The 15830-nt window shown below is 69.8% G+C and carries 15 protein-coding genes; 6 read left to right on the plus strand and 9 right to left on the minus strand.

The genetic code is table 11. The features are described 5' to 3' along the window. Positions 1 to 14: 14 nt before the first annotated feature. From ACFC14_RS01850 to ACFC14_RS01875, 6 genes are all read right to left on the minus strand, one after another. Positions 15 to 1103: an alcohol dehydrogenase catalytic domain-containing protein gene (locus tag ACFC14_RS01850; protein WP_376100885.1), complete on the minus strand. Its 1089-nt coding sequence runs from the start codon at positions 1101 to 1103 to the stop codon at positions 15 to 17. A gap of 11 nt (positions 1104 to 1114) precedes the next feature. Continuing rightward, positions 1115 to 1822, minus strand: coding sequence for a phosphonatase-like hydrolase (locus tag ACFC14_RS01855; RefSeq protein ID WP_376100887.1), 708 nt, complete (start codon positions 1820 to 1822; stop codon positions 1115 to 1117). After that, complete coding sequence (locus tag ACFC14_RS01860) at positions 1819 to 2958, minus strand: TIGR03364 family FAD-dependent oxidoreductase (RefSeq protein WP_376100889.1); 1140 nt, start codon at positions 2956 to 2958, stop codon at positions 1819 to 1821. The genes ACFC14_RS01855 and ACFC14_RS01860 overlap by 4 nt, the downstream gene beginning before the upstream one ends. After that, positions 2955 to 4712 carry a phosphonate ABC transporter, permease protein PhnE gene (phnE, locus tag ACFC14_RS01865; RefSeq protein ID WP_376100891.1) on the minus strand — a complete coding sequence of 586 codons (1758 nt, stop codon included), beginning with the start codon at positions 4710 to 4712 and terminating at the stop codon, positions 2955 to 2957. The genes ACFC14_RS01860 and phnE overlap by 4 nt, the downstream gene beginning before the upstream one ends. After that, positions 4709 to 5539, minus strand: a complete 831-nt coding sequence (phnC, locus tag ACFC14_RS01870) for a phosphonate ABC transporter ATP-binding protein (protein WP_376100893.1) — start codon at positions 5537 to 5539, stop codon at positions 4709 to 4711. The genes phnE and phnC overlap by 4 nt, the downstream gene beginning before the upstream one ends. 106 nt (positions 5540 to 5645) lie before the next feature. Then, complete coding sequence (locus tag ACFC14_RS01875) at positions 5646 to 6575, minus strand: phosphate/phosphite/phosphonate ABC transporter substrate-binding protein (protein WP_376100895.1); 930 nt, start codon at positions 6573 to 6575, stop codon at positions 5646 to 5648. A gap of 170 nt (positions 6576 to 6745) precedes the next feature. Here ACFC14_RS01875 and ACFC14_RS01880 point away from each other — a divergent pair, with 170 nt between their 5' ends. After that, positions 6746 to 7489, plus strand: a complete 744-nt coding sequence (locus ACFC14_RS01880) for a GntR family transcriptional regulator (RefSeq protein ID WP_376100897.1) — start codon at positions 6746 to 6748, stop codon at positions 7487 to 7489. 250 nt (positions 7490 to 7739) lie between these two features. On the opposite strand, the gene ACFC14_RS01885 is transcribed toward ACFC14_RS01880, so the two are convergent. After that, positions 7740 to 8885, minus strand: coding sequence for a sensor histidine kinase (locus tag ACFC14_RS01885; RefSeq protein ID WP_376100899.1), 1146 nt, complete (start codon positions 8883 to 8885; stop codon positions 7740 to 7742). 226 nt (positions 8886 to 9111) lie between these two features. Here ACFC14_RS01885 and ACFC14_RS01890 point away from each other — a divergent pair, with 226 nt between their 5' ends. Beyond that, entirely contained in the window at positions 9112 to 9768 is a 657-nt protein-coding gene (locus ACFC14_RS01890; RefSeq protein WP_240745144.1) for a response regulator transcription factor, read from the plus strand. Here ACFC14_RS01890 and ACFC14_RS01895 read toward each other — a convergent pair whose 3' ends face one another. Further along, positions 9769 to 10632: an EamA family transporter gene (locus ACFC14_RS01895; protein WP_376100901.1), complete on the minus strand. Its 864-nt coding sequence runs from the start codon at positions 10630 to 10632 to the stop codon at positions 9769 to 9771. It abuts the gene before it with no gap. 265 nt (positions 10633 to 10897) lie between these two features. Here ACFC14_RS01895 and ACFC14_RS01900 point away from each other — a divergent pair, with 265 nt between their 5' ends. The 3 genes from ACFC14_RS01900 to ACFC14_RS01910 all read left to right on the plus strand — a co-directional run bounded on the left by ACFC14_RS01900 (position 10898) and on the right by ACFC14_RS01910 (position 14254). After that, positions 10898 to 12181, plus strand: coding sequence for a M18 family aminopeptidase (locus ACFC14_RS01900; RefSeq protein WP_376100903.1), 1284 nt, complete (start codon positions 10898 to 10900; stop codon positions 12179 to 12181). Between the two features lie 76 nt (positions 12182 to 12257). Continuing rightward, positions 12258 to 13700 (plus strand): purine-cytosine permease family protein, encoded by a 1443-nt coding sequence (locus ACFC14_RS01905; RefSeq protein ID WP_376100905.1) that lies wholly within the window; start codon positions 12258 to 12260, stop codon positions 13698 to 13700. After that, the gene (locus ACFC14_RS01910; protein ID WP_376100907.1) at positions 13697 to 14254 is read left to right on the plus strand and encodes a cysteine hydrolase family protein; all 558 of its coding nucleotides are present in this window, start codon (positions 13697 to 13699) and stop codon (positions 14252 to 14254) included. Before ACFC14_RS01905 ends, ACFC14_RS01910 begins: the two co-directional genes overlap by 4 nt. A gap of 129 nt (positions 14255 to 14383) precedes the next feature. On the opposite strand, the gene ACFC14_RS01915 is transcribed toward ACFC14_RS01910, so the two are convergent. Next, complete coding sequence (locus ACFC14_RS01915) at positions 14384 to 15094, minus strand: MBL fold metallo-hydrolase (RefSeq protein WP_376100909.1); 711 nt, start codon at positions 15092 to 15094, stop codon at positions 14384 to 14386. 81 nt (positions 15095 to 15175) lie between these two features. On the opposite strand from ACFC14_RS01915, the gene ACFC14_RS01920 reads away from it, so the two are divergent. Next, positions 15176 to 15700 carry a TetR/AcrR family transcriptional regulator gene (locus ACFC14_RS01920; protein WP_376100911.1) on the plus strand — a complete coding sequence of 175 codons (525 nt, stop codon included), beginning with the start codon at positions 15176 to 15178 and terminating at the stop codon, positions 15698 to 15700. The last annotated feature ends 130 nt before the right edge of the window (positions 15701 to 15830 follow it).

A 15830-nucleotide genomic window follows, 5' to 3' on the forward strand; every position in this document is an offset into this window, starting at 1 on the left:
CCGACGCCCACGGGTCAGTGCCCCGGCAGCAGGCCGATCCGCAGGGGTGCGCCGGGCGCCGCGGCCTCCTCGAGGGCGGCATCGATCTCCTGGAGCCCGCGCACCGCGCCGACCGCTTCGCCGAACGGATAGGCGCGCCCACGCCCGGCGAGGAACGCGACGGCCTCGGCGAGCTCGGCTCCCGTGTAGTTGTGGATGCCGGCGACCGTGACCAGGCGCCGCACCATGCTCTCCGCATCGAACGGCACCGGATCGGCGGGAAACACGCTCCCGACCAGGACCACCGTGCCGCCGACGGCCACTCCGTCGAGGGCCGCGCTCACGGCATGCCCCGAGGCCTCGATCACGACGTCGGGCTCCCGGTCCAGACACGTCGCCCCGAATCGTGCGGCGAGCGCGCGGCGTTCCGGGTTCGGGTCGAGAACCTCGACCGTCGCACCCTGCTCCGCGGCGATCGCGGCGGCGGAGAGCCCGACGAGCCCGGCCCCGTGGATCCGCACGGCGGCACCCTCGAGGTCGTGGTCTCGCGCAGCCCTGGCCACGGCCGCCCAGGCCGTCGCGGTCGCACACCCTGCCGGGGCGAGGACGGATGCCGGCAGCGCCTCGGGCACGCGCACGATGGCGGTTCCCTCCCGCAGCTGCACGTGACTCGCGAAAGCGCCGGTCAGGTCGCCGTGGGCGCCGACCCGGTCGTGCCCGTACTTTCCCAGGTTGCGGCACTTCTGCGGCATCCCGCGCCGGCATCGGTCGCAGCTCGCGCACGAGATCGTCACCGACCACACCACGCGATCGCCGATGCGCAGCGGTGTACCGTCGACCGTGGTCGCACCGGTGTCGCCGGTCGCGATCACCCTCCCGACGCTTTCGTGACCGAGCACGAGGGGGGTAGGGGCGGATCGTCTTCCCTGCACCGTGTGCACGTCGGAGCCGCAGATCGTCGACATCTCGACCGCGACGAGCACGTCGCCGTCGGCGAGCGCGACCCCCGGCACGGCGATCGTCTCGTGCGGGTGGCCTTCACCGATCCACACCATCGCCGTCGCCGCCGGACGCAGCGCGACGTCACGGCGGTGACCGGGTGGACGGACCAGCAGCGTTCCCATGTCGATCCCGCTCAGGAGGTGGCGACGAGGGGAAGCAGCTCGCGCTGCGCGAGGACGCCGCGCAGTGCGGTCACGTCGCTCAGCACGGCATCCGCCCCCGCGGCGCTCAGCGCCGGGCGATCATGGGCACCGGTGAGCACACCGGCGACGAAGCCGGCACCGGCCCGCCGCCCGGACTCGACGTCGCTGACGGTGTCTCCGGCGACGGCGACCGCCTGCACCGAGGCGGTCTGGGTGCGGAGCAGCGCCGTGAGCACGAGGTCGGGCGTCGGGCGGCCACGACCCGCGTCGACGGGAGACAGGGCGAGGTCGACGAGGTCGCGCCAGCCGAGTCCGTCGATCAGCGCATCGCGGGTCACCGGCGCGAACCCGGTCGTCAGCACGACCTTCAGTCCGGCATCCTTCAGATCCTGGATGGCGTCCGCTGCGCCGGGGATCTCGGAGACGCCCTGCTCGGCGACGATCTCGGCGTAGGCCCCCTCGAACGCGGCGGTCGCACGCTCGGCCGCAGCCCGGTCGCCGGAGGCGAGGTGCGTGAAGACGTCGATCTTCGACTGACCCATGGTCACGCGCACGTAGTCGAGGGCCTCGGCCCACGGCATCCGGTCGGCGACGCCCGTGCGCTCGGCGGCGCGCTGGAACGCCTGCTCCACGACGCCGTCGTCGAGCACGGTGGTCCCCGCCATGTCGAGGACGATGAGTTCGAGAGAGGTGGTCATGATGTTCCTTCCATTGCTGCCGCCCACCCGAAGGCTGCGGCGAGGTTCTCTTCGGCAAGGCCCAGGCCCGTCGTCATCCCGATGCCGGTGGTCGCGGCGAGCACGAGCACGCCGTCGTCGCTGCGGTCGATCAGGAACTCCTGCGGTCCCTTCGCGTAGACGCCCTGCCACCGCTCGATCACGCGCGGAGCGGGTGCGTCGAACAGCGCCGCAGCCTCGTCGAGGAACGCAGTGAAGGCCGCCTCGGGCTGGAACGGCGCAGGGGCGACCGCGGTCGCGTGCGAGTCGCCGATGATGAGCGTGCCGTCCGGCAGCTGCGTGTACATCTGGTTGAGGTCGAGTGCGGCCAGGTCGGGGCGCTCGGTGTGCAGGCGCTCCCGCAGCGCGGTGGCCTCCGGGCCTCCGGCGAACCGGCCGTAGCGCACGAGCGACCAGCCGGTGAGCAGCGGTGCGGCCAGCGGATGCCGGAACGATACCGCCGCCCGCATCATGTCGAGGGCGCAGCGCTCGATCCCGTGCCGCTCGGCGACCTCGGGGAGCAGCTGGTCGATGTCGTGGTTCACCGCGACGACGACGCTTCCGCAGCCGATCGGGCCGCGGGTGGTCTCGACCCGCCCCGCTCCCACCGCGGTGACCACGGTGCGGAACCGGAACTCCACCCCGAGGCTCGCGAGATGACGCACGATCGCGGTGGCCGCGGTGCGCGGATCCGTCTGCAGGTCGACTTCGATGTGCGCGCCGCCGACGAGGCCGTCCGCCCGGAGCGGGGCGAGCCGCAGCAGCTCGGCGGTTTCGAGCATGCGGATGCCGCCGTCACGGGATGCGGCCTCGAGCACCGCGAGCTCGTCGTCGCGGCGAGCGGCCACGAGCGTGCCCGATTCGCGCAACCAGAAACCGGCGTCCCGGGCGAGGCGCAGCCACAGCTCGCGGGAAACGTCGGCGTAGCGCCGCGCCTCCCCACCCTGGGCGCCGATGCAGAGGTGGCCGAAATTGCGGATCGTGGCGCCGACCGGGGAGTCGGTGCGGTCGACCACGATCACGCGCAGCCCGCGACGGACCGCCGCATAGGCCGCACCGAGACCGACGATGCCGGAGCCGACGACCACGACATCTGCCGCGTTCTGCGTGCCGCTCATCGGAACACCTTCCGCATCCACATGGCGAGCCCTTCGACCACGAGCACGGTGGCGAGGATCATCAGGACGATCGCGGTCACGGTCTCGTAGCGCGACCCCTGGCTGGCGTTGAGCAGGTAGTACCCGACCCCTCCGCCACCGACGATGCCGAGGATGGTCGCCGCACGGATGTTCGTGTCGAGCATGTAGAAGCTGTGTCCGATGAGCGCCTGCATCCCCTGCGGCACGGTCGCCGACGTGTAGGTCTGCAGACGCGTCGCTCCGACCGCGCGCAGCGCACGCTCGGGGCCGCGATCGACCTCTTCGAACGAGTCGGCGATGAGCTTGCCGAGCAGTCCGATGCCGCCGATCGCGAGTGCGATGACCCCCGCCTGCGCGCCGAGGCCGGTGATGACCACGAGCACGATCGCCAGGATCAGCTCGGGAATGCCGCGGATGCCGACGAGCAGCAGCCGTGCCGTCCCGCGCGCCCCGGGGCTCGGGGCGACGTTGCGCGCAGCGAGCGAGCCGAGCAGCAGCGACGGGAGCAGCGTGAGCACGGTGGCGGCGAGCGCGATCGCGACCGTGTCGCGCATGGCCTCGAACATCGCGCTCGCGTCGTAGCTGCCGAACGAGGGCGGCCAGAACCGGGCGGCGACCTCGGGCAGCTTGGCCCAGAAGGTGAAGAAGTCCATCCAGTTGATCTGGCTCACCACGACGCTGCCGATCACGACGAGCACGGCGACGACACCGGCGATCGTGTGGCGCACGCGCTGCGCGGTCCAGGGGCGATGCACGGCCGTCTGCGGGCTGACGGCCCAGGCGGGTCGCGCGTCGGGTGCCGATGCGGCCTGCGCGCCGAGTCGCGGATGCACCATCCGGTCCATCCAGGAACGCGTGTGCCTCTGTTCGCCGAGCATCGCCCCGCGGACCAGGCTGGAGACGATCTCCATCACGATGCAGAGGATGAAGATGACCAGGGCGATGCCGAGGCCCTTGCCGTAGTTGAGCGACTTGAACGCGTACGACATCTCGAGACCGAGGCCGGCGACGCCGACGTAGCCGAGCACGACGCTGCCGCGCAGGTTGATGTCGTTGCGGTGCAGCACCGTCGCCACCCAGCTGGGCAGCACCTGCGGGAGGATGCCGGCGCTGAACTCCTGCATCTTCGAGCCGCCGGCGGCGCGGATGGCGAGACGGGGGCCCTCGTCGATCTGCTCGATGGCATCGGCGAACATCTTCGAGATCATGCCGATCGAGTGGATGCCGATGGCGAGGATGCCCGGGAGCGTTCCGAGCGAGAACATCAGCACGAACGCCATCGCGAGGACCACGTCGGGCAGCGCACGGGTGAGCACGCCGATGAACCGGGCTGCAGCACGCCAGCCGTTCCCCGGTGTCGTGTTGGATGCGGCGAGGTAGGCGATCGGCACGGACAGCACGGCCGCCAGCAGGGTTCCGACCAGCACGAGGCCGACGGTCAGGGCGATCAGCCAGGCCAGGTCGGCGGGCTCGGGGAACGACAGGCCGCCGACGCGGGCCATGAAGTTCTCGGCATTGCCCCAGCTCTGCACCATCGCGGGGATGGAGATGTCGACCTCGCGCACAGCCAGGATGCCGAGCACCACGAGGGCTGTCAGGGTGAGGGATGCTGCGATGCGCTCGGGTGAGATCGGCCGCTTCGGCGCGCGCTCGGCGACCGTGCGGGCGCCACCCCGGGGGGACGCTCCCCCACCCTGGGTCGCCGAGCTTGTCGACGCGTCCAACGCCGTCATGATGCCGCCACCTGCGCCGCCGCCACGACGAGCTCTTCCTGCACGGCTCGGATCTCGGCCGTCGTGGTCGCGACACGGCCGTAGATCTCCATGACCTCGGCCTTGGTGAGGTCGGTGGTGGGGGTGTCGAGCACGACCTCGCCGTGGCGGAGCCCGACGATGCGGTCGGCCCAGCTGATGGCGAGGTCGACCTGGTGCAGGCTGCACACCACGGTGAGTCCCTCGTCGGCGGCGATCTCGCGGATGAGAGCCATGACCTGCTCGCTCGACTCCGGGTCGAGCGAGGCGACCGGCTCGTCGGCGAGAAGGATGTCGGGCTTCTGCATAAGGGCGCGGGCGATGGCCACGCGCTGCTGCTGTCCGCCCGAGAGGGTGTCGCTGCGCTGGTAGGCACGGTCGAGCAGTCCCACGCGGTCGAGGTGCTCGAGCGCGGTGAGCTTGGCGGCCCGCGAGTAGCCCCAGAGTCCGAGGCGCGGCCCCCGCACGCTCGAGAGCGATCCGGTGAGCACGTTCTCGAGCACGGTGAGCGAGGGCACGAGCTCGAACTGCTGGAAGATGAAGCCGACGCGGCTGCGAAGGCCCCGGAGCGCCCGGCCCTTCAGCGAGGGAACCTGAGAGCCGAGCACCTCCACCGAGCCTGCGGTGGGGACCTCGAGCCCGTCGAGGTGGCGCAGCAGGGTCGACTTCCCCGAGCCGGAGAGGCCGAGGAGAACGACGATCTCGCCGCGGGAGACCTCGAGAGAGGCGCCCTTCAGTGCAGTGGTCGTGCCGAAGGTCTTCGTCACGCCGTCGAGACGGATGAGGGCGTCGGATGCCGAGGCGGTCATGTCGTAGCTCCTGTGATGTGGTGTGTCGAGCGGCGGGCCCTCCGGCTCGCCGCGCGGGGCGGACGAGGCGGAGGGCACCGGGTGAGGCGAAGGGGTCAGACCGGGCTCAGCCCTGGCACTGCTCCGCTTCGGTCTCCTTGCAGATGTCGCGGATCAGGTCGTAGTAGGCGTCATCGACCGGCTTGGTGGCGTAGAAGACGCTGCGGAAGGAGTCGCTGTCGGCGCTGTCGATGCCCGCGGCGATGATGTCGTCGATCGTGACCTCGGAGAGCCCGTCGATGAGCTGCTTCGACACCTCATCGGGAAGCGTCGAGGAGTACACGAGCGGAGCGCCGGGCACCATCGTCTCGTCGATGACCTTGACCTTGTCCGACTTCTCGACCTCGGAGTCCTCGGCGAAGCCGACCTCGCACTCGACGCCTTCGCCGACCTTGGTGACGCTGACGTCGTGCTTGCCTGCGAAGACCGGGGTGATGTCGGTCTTCGGGTCGATGCCGGCCTCGAGCAGGTTGTACGACGGGAACAGGTAGCCCGAGGTCGAGGACGGGTCGACGAAGCAGACGTTCTTGCCCTTGAAGTCCTCGAGGCTGGAGATGTCGCTGTCCGCGGGGACGATCGCCTGCGAGTAGTAGCCGGGCTCCTGGCCCTCTGCGGTCACGATCGAGGAGATGGGGGTGAGCTTGGCGCCGTTGTTCGTGGCGGTGACGTAGGTGAAGCCGGAGAACGAGGCCACGTCGACCTTGCCGGCGACGGCGGCCTCGATGAGCGCCGCGTAGTCGGTGGACTCGTGGTACTCGACGGTCTTGCCGGTGAGGTCGGCGATGTAGTCCATGAGCGGCTGGTAGTTCGTCTCGGTGTCGACCGAGTCGGGGACGACACCGAAGACGAGGGTGTTCTCGTCGACGGCGAAACCGCTCGTGGTCGACGAGTCGTCGGCGCCGGGGGTGCCGGTGGCCTCGGCGGAGCCGGCACAGGCGGCGAGGCCGAGGGCGAGGAGCGCGACGCCGGCGAGGGCGGGAAGAGCGCGAAGCTTCATGAGGACCTTTCAGGGTGTGAGGGGTGATCCACGGAAGACTCTCGCAGGTGGAACGCCGAGATATGTACCTAACTCGGATTTGTTCAGGGCTCGTTTACCGAGCATTCGTCTGGATGAACACTCCAGAAACGTGGTCGCCTTCTCCCAGCCTGACCAAGTAATGTACCTATGTGGCTGAAGCTGTGTACACCCAGATCGCCGACGACCTCCGCGCGCAGATCGCTGCCGGAGGGCTTCGTCCCGGCGACGATGTCCCGACCGAGGCGGAGCTCGCCGAGAGATGGCACACCTCTCGTGGCCCGATCCGCAACGCTCTGGCGGCGCTGCGTGGCGAGGGCCTGATCGAGACGAGCCGCGGCCGACCGGCCCGCGTCGTCGCCCGCAAGGCGAATCAGGCAGTGGACGTGTCGGTGCCGTTCACGCGCTGGGCGCGCGAACTCGGCGTCTCTCCCGGGGCCGAGACCCAGGAGCTGAGCCTGCGCCGCGCCGGCGACATGGCGGCGGCGCTCGGCGTCGACCCGAGCGACACGATCGTCAGTGTCGTGCGGCTGCGCCTGCTCGACGGGCGCCCGACCATGCTCGAACGTCTCAACTACACCGAGATCGCGGGCCGGCCGCTGTTCGACGTCGACCTCGACCAGGTGTCCATCACGGAGCACCTCGCGTCGGTCGGCCACCCGATCGTCACCCTGCAGCATGTGATCGATGCGGTCGCCGCCGACGATCAGGATGCCGCCCTGCTGCGCGTTCCGCGCGGAACGCCCATCCTGCGGCTGACCCGGACGTCGCGTGATGCGGACGGCCGGATCTTCGAGGCCTCGGAGGACCGCTACCTGAGCGAGGTCGTGCGCTTCACCGTCGCCGCGTCCGGCATCTCGACCGACGGGCACTACATGCGCGCGGTGGGCGGATAGCGAAGACGAGGACGCCTGCTCGGAGGCCACGGAATCGGCCGTTAACGCAGAAGGCGATCGCGAGCGCGCAAGTTTTTCAGAAGCCAGAAAGACCGCGCCCGCGATCGCAGCGCTGGGGACGCTTTATCTGGGGAGCCTTCAGGATACGGCCGCATGCAACACGTTCCACAGTGTCGAACGTCGAGACCTCTCTAGACTTTCGTCTAGGTTCTCGCGGATCGTGGAAGGGCTGCTCACACACTCTAGAGCATCAGACCACGGGAAGGCGGGCGGACACGACCCAGGATCCTTCCACTTCGCCGGCGCTGAATTCGCCGCTCGCGCCCATGACCCGCTCGGCCATCCGCCCCAGGCCCGTGCGACTCGACGAGAGCTCGCGGCGCGGCGTGGTCGGCAGAGGACTGCGCAGCGTGAGGAGCGCCACCTCATCATCCACGGCGAGGGTGATCTGCACCTCGCCGGGTCCGGCGTATTTGAGGATGTTCGTGGCCGACTCCCGCGTGATGCGTGCCAGCACGATCTCGACCGCTCGCGGAATTCGTTCGTCCTGCGGATCACCCGCTCGGACGACGGAGTGCCCGGCTGCTTCGAATTCCTCCGCCGCCTCTTCGATCGCGGCGGCGAGGTCGCCGGTCTGCACGCTCGACGACTGCGGTCCGTCGTCGGCGAGTTCGATCACGAAGCGGAGATCGGTCATCGCCTTGCGGGCGGCGACACGGATCGCTTCCTGAGAGTCGGAACTCGTCTGGGGGTCTTCGAGCATCTGCACGTGCAGCGCGACCACCGTGAGGTGGTGCGCGATGCTGTCGTGCAGCTCGCCGGCGATCCAACGTCGCTCGGCGAGGACGGCCTGCCGTTCCTGCTCGGCGCGCGCCTCGAGTTCCCGTTCGAGACGGCTACCACGGGCGAACGCGAGCCGAAGGGCGAACCCGACGGCTCCGGCCACCGTGGCGAAGACGAGATAGAGACCGACGTTGACGTTGACACCGGGTTCCGCGGCGAAAGGAACGAGCGCCGCGGCGACCAGGAATCCGCCGGTGTACGAGAGGATCAACGAGGTCCAGCCGAGCCTCATGACGAGGGCTGCCGAAACGGCGGCGGCTGTGAGGACCTGGAGTTCTGATCCGGGGATGAAGGAGAGCGCGAACACGACGGCGAGAGCGCACGTCGCGAAGAGCGGCTTCCAGAGATAGAGCGCGAACACTGCTGTGGACGCGACGCTCACCAAGAGAGCGACCGGGTTGACCCCCGGTGTGGTGAAGAAGCCGATGACGTCTGCGGCGATGGTGATCGAGACGATCACCAGAACGACGATGCGTTCTATCGCACTGAGCTTCTCGCCGCGGGTGAGGCGGAGCGTATCCGCGGATTCCCGGGTCGAGTGGTCAAAGGCCATGCTTCACTATCTCCTATTTGCCAACTAGATTAGTTGTGGAGACCAAAGAACTTGCCAACCTGCTGCCAGAAAGTCATAACGTTCACCTCCATTTTGTAGTCGTTCGTCGATGTCTGTATTCATCTTCTCGGCGAATCACGGAGCGCACATCTGTCTCTCGTCTAGAGGTTTTTAGCCAAAGGTCTACATCGCCATCGCCCGTCGCCCGCGCCGTTAGGCTTCCCCCATGCAGGAAATCCGTGTCGTGATCGTCGATGACGATCCCCTGGTCCGCTCGGCGCTGTCGCACTTCGTCTCTCGCGACCCCGAGATCACCGTGATAGCCCAGGCGGAAGACGGCGTGGAAGCGATCGCGACGGTCGAACGCGAGCAGCCGGACGTCGTGATGATGGACGTCCAGATGCCGGAGATGGACGGTATCGAGGCCACCGGTGTGATCGCCGAACGCTGGCCGCACGTCCGCGTCCTCGCCGTCACGACCCTCGACGGCAGCGACACGGTGCTCCCCATGCTGAGCGCCGGCGCCTCCGGTTACCTCCTCAAGGACTCCAGCGCCGAGGAGATCGTCATCGGCGTTCGCGAGGTGCACAGCGGCGCGAGCTCGCTCTCCCCGCGGATCGCCTCGATGCTGATCAAGCACGTGCGCGACTCCACGCCTGTCGCCGCCGACGCCGATGCCCTCGAACCTCTCACCGAACGCGAGACCGAGGTACTGAACTGCCTCGCGAAGGGTATGTCGAACGCCGAGATCGCGAAGGCGCTGATCGTCTCCGAGGGCACGGTGAAGGCGCACCTCGGACGCATGATGTCGAAGTGGCACCTGCGCGACCGCGTGCAGATCCTCGTCACGGCCGCGCACGCCGGGCTCGTCAGCTTCCGCTGATCACAGAGCCAGCAGGACGATCCCCGCGACCACGACGAGCGAGGCCGCGATCCGCCAGCCCGGACGCGACTCCCGCAGCACGAACACGCCGAACAGGCTCACCAGCACGACGCTCACCTCGCGCAGCGGCGCCACCAGCGCCACCGGCGCGATCTGGATCGCGGTCAGCACCAGGATGTACGACAGCGGCGACAGGATGCCAAAGACGAGGATCCGCCGCCACTGCGTGCGCCCGAGCGCCCAGACGGCGTCCCAGCGCCGACGCACCGCGATCGAGTAGAACGGCACCTGCAGCAGGCTCGTACCGACCATGAACGCGACCGGTGAGAGGTTCCAGGTGCGCACCGCGTGCGCGTCCCAGATCGTGTAGACCGCGATCGCGACACCCGTGAGCAAGCCGAACAGGATGCCGGGATCGATGCGCCGGGAACGGCTGCCGGTCCCCCGATCGACCAGGCCGATCGCCACGACGCCGACGATCACGGCCGCCACCCCGATCAGCGCCACCACGGAGGGCCGCTCCCCGAGCAGCAGCACCGCAACGATCACCGACAGGAACGGCCCGGTGCCGCGGGCGGTCGCATAGACGGTGGAGAGGTTCCCCTCGCGGTAGCCGCGCTGCAGCACCGTCATGTAGGCGACGTGCAGCACCGCCGAGACCGCCACGCCGAGCGCGAACGAGCCGAGGTCGTCGGCGCCGAGACCGCCGGTGAACGGCACGACGCCGATCCACACGAGCGTGCTGCTCACGGCTCCCCACCAGAGGAACGGCGATCCCGCTCGGCTGACGCCGTGGGCGATGACGTTCCACGCGGCGTGGGCGATGGCCGCCCCGAAGACGAGGACGAACGCGAGGGGGGACACGACGAGACCCTTCCGTCCGGCGCGCGGCGCGACGAACAGGGTCCTCCGGGCTTTTGTCCTGTCAGATGACGGCCCTCCTGCGGAAGAGGACCGTGGCGCCGCTCGGACCAGACGGGTGTGAACCCCGGAACCCTAGGCGCTATCGGGACGAGCCTAACGCGCCATTGTGAACGCCCGGCAAACGAAGGGCTCCCCGGCAGAGAGCGGAACGGCGCACGGCCCCCGACTACGCTCGAAGGACCGCCCGTCTCCAGGAAGGCCCGCCATGCCCGTCACCCCGGTCGCCCTCGCCCACGCCGAGGACCTCGCCGACTTCGTCGCCGCCTCGCCCTCGAGCTACCACGCGGCGGCGGAGGTCGCTCGACGACTGGAAGCCGCCGGATTCACACGGCTGCGCGAAGAGGATGCCTGGCCGACCGAGGCGGGCGGCCGGTATGTCATCGTGCGCGACGGCGCCGCGATCGCCTGGACCGTGCCGGCGGATGCCTCCGCGACGACTCCCGTTCAGATCTTCGGCGCGCACACCGACTCTCCCGGCTTCAAGCTCAAGCCGCAGCCCACCACGGGTTCGCGGGGCTGGCTGCAGGCTGCCGTCGAGGTGTACGGCGGACCGCTGCTGAACTCGTGGCTCGACCGTGAGCTGCGCCTCGCCGGGCGACTGGCGCTGGCCGACGGACGTGTCGTGCTGGCGGACACCGGTCCCCTGCTGCGTCTGCCGCAGCTGGCGATTCACCTCGACCGCGGCGTGAACAACGGACTCGCCCTCGACAAGCAGACCGAGACGCAGCCGGTGTGGGGACTCGGCGACCCGACCGAGGCCGACATCCTGGCCGAGCTCGCCTCGTCCGCCGACGTCTCGGCGTCCGACATCCGCGGATACGACGTGGTCGTCGCCGACGCCGCACGCGGAGCGGTGTTCGGCAAGGACGACGCGTTCTTCGCCTCCGGGCGCCTCGACGACCTCGCCTCGGTGCACGCCGGCCTGGTCGCCCTCGAAGCGCACGATCCGGCAGCGGGAGGACCCATCGCCGTGCTCGCCGTCTTCGATCACGAGGAGCTCGGCTCGGAGTCGCGCTCCGGTGCCGCCGGCCCCTTCCTCGAAGACGTGCTCGAGCGCGTGTACGCGGGGCTCGGCGCCGATGGATCCGCACGCCGCCAGGCCTACGCCTCGTCGTGGTGCCTGTCGAGCGACGTCGGCCACTCGGTGCACCCGAACTACGCCGCCAAGCACGACCCCGTGGTGCAGCCGGTGCTCGGTTCCGGACCGATCCTGAAGCTCAACGCCAACCAGCGGTACGCGACCGATGCCGTCGGCACCGCATCCTGGCGGTCCTGGTGCGAGCGCGCGGGGGTTGCGACGCAGGACTTCGTGTCGAACAACAGCGTCCCCTGCGGATCCACGATCGGCCCGATCACGGCGACGCGGCTCGGCATCCGCACCGTCGACGTCGGCATCCCGATCCTGTCGATGCACTCCGCGCGCGAGCTCGCCGGGGTCTCTGACCTGCACGACCTCACCCGCACCGCGCAGTCGTTCTTCGCGGGCTGAACCCCGGGGGCGATCCGCGCGGAATCCGCGCCGCGAAGTCCGCCCGGTGCCGTCCCGGCAGTGCCAGGATGTCAGCATGACGGACATCAAGCCGGCTCTCATCGAGCGCGCGGGCATCGAGATCATCCCCGAGTCCGAGCGGACCGCGAAGCCGCGCGATCTGTTCTGGCCCTGGTTCGCGGCGAACGTCTCGGTGTTCGGCATGTCGTACGGCTCATTCGTCCTGGGCTTCGGCATCTCGTTCTGGCAGGCGACGATCGTCTCGGTGATCGGCATCGTGGTGTCGTTCCTGCTGTGCGGGCTCATCGCCATCGCCGGCAAGCGCGGGTCGGCGCCGACCATGGTCCTCTCCCGAGCGGCCTTCGGCGTGCACGGTCAGAAGGTGCCGGGCATCGTCTCGTGGCTGACCTCGATCGGGTGGGAGACGTTCCTCGCGATCATGGCCGTGCTCGCCACCGCCACCGTGATCACGCAGCTCGGCGGCGACGGCGACAGCATCGCGCTCAAGATCATCGCGACCGTGATCGTCGCAGCCCTGATCGTCACCGCGTCCGTGCTCGGCTATCACACGATCATGAAGCTGCAGTCGGTGCTCACCTGGATCACCGGCGTCGTCACCGTGCTCTACATCGTCCTCGCGGCGCCGAGCATCGACCTCGCCGCGGTGCTGGCCCGCCCCGACGGCGGGATCGGCCAGGTGATCGGTGCGCTGGTCATGGTGATGACCGGGTTCGGACTCGGCTGGATCAACATCGCCGCCGACTGGTCGCGCTACCAGAAGCGCACGGCATCCGACGGGGCGATCGTCGCCTGGAACACGATCGGCGGATCGGTGGCCCCGGTGATCCTCGTGGTGTTCGGCCTGCTGCTGGGTGGCTCGAACGACGACCTCATGGCCGCGATCGCCGCCGACCCGATCGGCGCGCTCGCCTCGATCCTCCCGGTGTGGGTGCTCGTGCCGTTCCTACTCACGGCTGTCCTCGCCCTCGTCTCGGGCGCCGTGCTGGGCATCTACTCCTCGGGCCTCACGCTGCTCAGCCTCGGCATCCGCATCCCGCGTCCGTCCGCCGCCGCGATCGACGGCGTGATCCTCACGATCGGCACGGTCTACGTGGTGTTCTTCGCGACCGACTTCCTCGGCCCGTTCCAGAGCTTCCTCATCACGCTCGGCGTGCCGCTCGCCTCGTGGGCGGGCATCCTGATCGCCGACATCCTGCGCCGGAAGAAGGACTACGACGAGGAGGCGCTGTTCGACAGCCGTGGCCGCTACGGAGCCTGGGACTGGACCTCGATCGGCACGATGGTCGTGACGAGCGTGATCGGCTGGGGGCTGGTGCTCAACGGCTTCGCCGACGACGCCCCGTGGAACAACTGGCAGGGCTATCTGCTGTTCCTCGTCGGCGGCCCCGACGGCGCCTGGGCGTACGCCAACCTCGGAGTGTTCTTCGCGCTGGTGCTGTCGTTCCTCGTGACGTACTTCGCGCGGGCCGGGAAGATCCGCCGGCAGGAGGGCGTGTGACCGCTCGGGCGCTCGATGACGCCTGGCTCGTGGTGATCGACCCGCAGTCGATCTTCGCCGCTCCCGGCTCCGCCTGGGGCTCGCCGTTCTTCGCCGAGGCGATGCCGCGCATCCGCGCGCTGGCCGACGTGTTCGGCGACCGGGTGCTCGTGACCCGGTGGATGCCGACGGCCGACCGCTCGACCTCGTGGGGCGACTACTTCGCCACCTGGCCGTTCGCCGATCAGCCGCCGAGCGACCCGCTGTTCGACCTTGTGCCCGAGGCAGCGGGGCTCTCGCCGCATCCGACCATCGACCTGCCGACGTTCGGCAAGTGGGGTCCCGAGATCGAAGCGGTCGTCGGACGCGGAGCGCACATCGTCCTCGCCGGTGTCTCCACCGACTGCTGCGTCATCTCGACTGCACTGGCGGCCGCCGATGCCGGCGGGCACCTGACGATCGCAGCGGATGCGTGCGCCGGTTCGACCGCCGAGAACCACGCGGCCGCGCTGCAGGTGATGGGGCTCTATCCCCCGCAGATCACGATCAGCGACACGGCCGCCATCCTCGCCTGACGAAACGCCGAGCGGATGACGATCCGCCGACGAATTGACCTCGATCGTTCGGCGAATCGTCCGGGGCTCGGCGAACCGTCCGGCGCTCGGTCCGTCAGCGGCTCGGGTGATCGTCCGGGGGTCGGTCCGTCAGCCCGCGGCCCGCACGGAGGCGGCGATCTCGGAGGGAGAGCCCTGCCAGGGGGCGCCGTGACCGGGAAGCACCCACGACGCCGACACGGCGGCCAGGCGGTCGAGCGAATCACGGGCCTCTTCGGGCTCGTCCGTGAACGGCGCGGGCTGCGGTCCCGTGCGCCCGGTGAGCACGTGCCGGGTGGTCAGAGCGTCACCGACGAAGACCGCGTCGACGGCGGGCACATGCACCGCGATGCTCCCTGGCGAGTGGCCGGGCATGCCGATCACGACGGGAGCACCCGGCAGGTCGAGCACATCGCCGTCTGCCACCTCGGTCACCACGGATACGTGGTGCGTGCGCAGCGCGCTCTTGCGGATGCCGTAGGCGAAGAAGCCCGCCGTCGGGCCGAGCCGAGCCGGGCCCATCGGCGTCTTCGGCTTCTCGCCCGTGCGTACGCGGTGGCTGTCCGCGGCATGGATGAACACCGGCACTCCCGCCTCCCGCCGCAGCCGCTCCGCGAAACCGATGTGGTCGCTGTCGCCGTGGGTGAGGACGAGGCCGCGGATGTCGGAGAGCGGACGACCGATCTCGTCGAGCTCGCGCTGGAGATCATGCCAGTGCCCGGGGAGACCCGCGTCGACGAGGGTGATGCCCTCGGGCAGGTCGACCAGATACGCGGCGACGATGTCGTTGCCGATGCGGTGCAGGTGGGGTGCGAGCTTCATGGCGGATCCTCTCGGGATGTTTGCGATGGCTACGATACGTAGCTATCATGGCTATTGTCAATAGCCATGAGGGAGGATGCGATGCCGACACCCGAACGCACATCCGCAGCGGAGATCGTCGAGGCCGGGCGGGAGATCCTCGAGACCGCCGGCCCCGCGGGGCTGACGATGCAGGCCGTCGCCGAGCGCGTGGGAGTCCGCGCCCCTTCGCTGTACAAGCGGATCCGCGACCGGGACGCCCTGCTCGCCGCGGTGGCGACCGCATCCGTCGAGGCGCTCACGGCTCGACTCGACTCCGCGGGCGACGACCTCACCGCCCTCGCCCGCGGCTATCGCGCGTTCGCACATGCGCATCCGGAGGGCTTCCGGATCATGTTCACCGTCGCCGCACCGCAGGACGCGCTCGAGCGCTCGGCCGCGCCGGTCCTCCGCACCGCGGCGCTCCTCGTCGGCGAGGACGATGCGCTCGACGCTGCCCGCCTCTTCACGGCCTGGGCCACGGGCTTCCTGCAGATGGAGCTCTCGGGAGCGTTCCGCCTCGGAGGCGACGTCGACCGCGCGTTCGACTACGGGCTGCAGCGGCTCCTCGCCGGACTCACCGGCTGATCCCCCTCGGGCGTGGGGGGGGGGGGGGGGGGCGGGTGGGGCGCCGGGGGGGGCCCCCGCGGTCTGGGCCCCAGCTAGGGGGGGGGGGGGCTCAGCCCCCCGCCCCCCCCCCCACAAAACCCACCCCCCG

The sequence above is a fragment of the Microbacterium sp. NPDC055988 genome (genome assembly GCF_042269505.1).
In the GTDB taxonomy this organism is placed as follows: domain Bacteria; phylum Actinomycetota; class Actinomycetes; order Actinomycetales; family Microbacteriaceae; genus Microbacterium.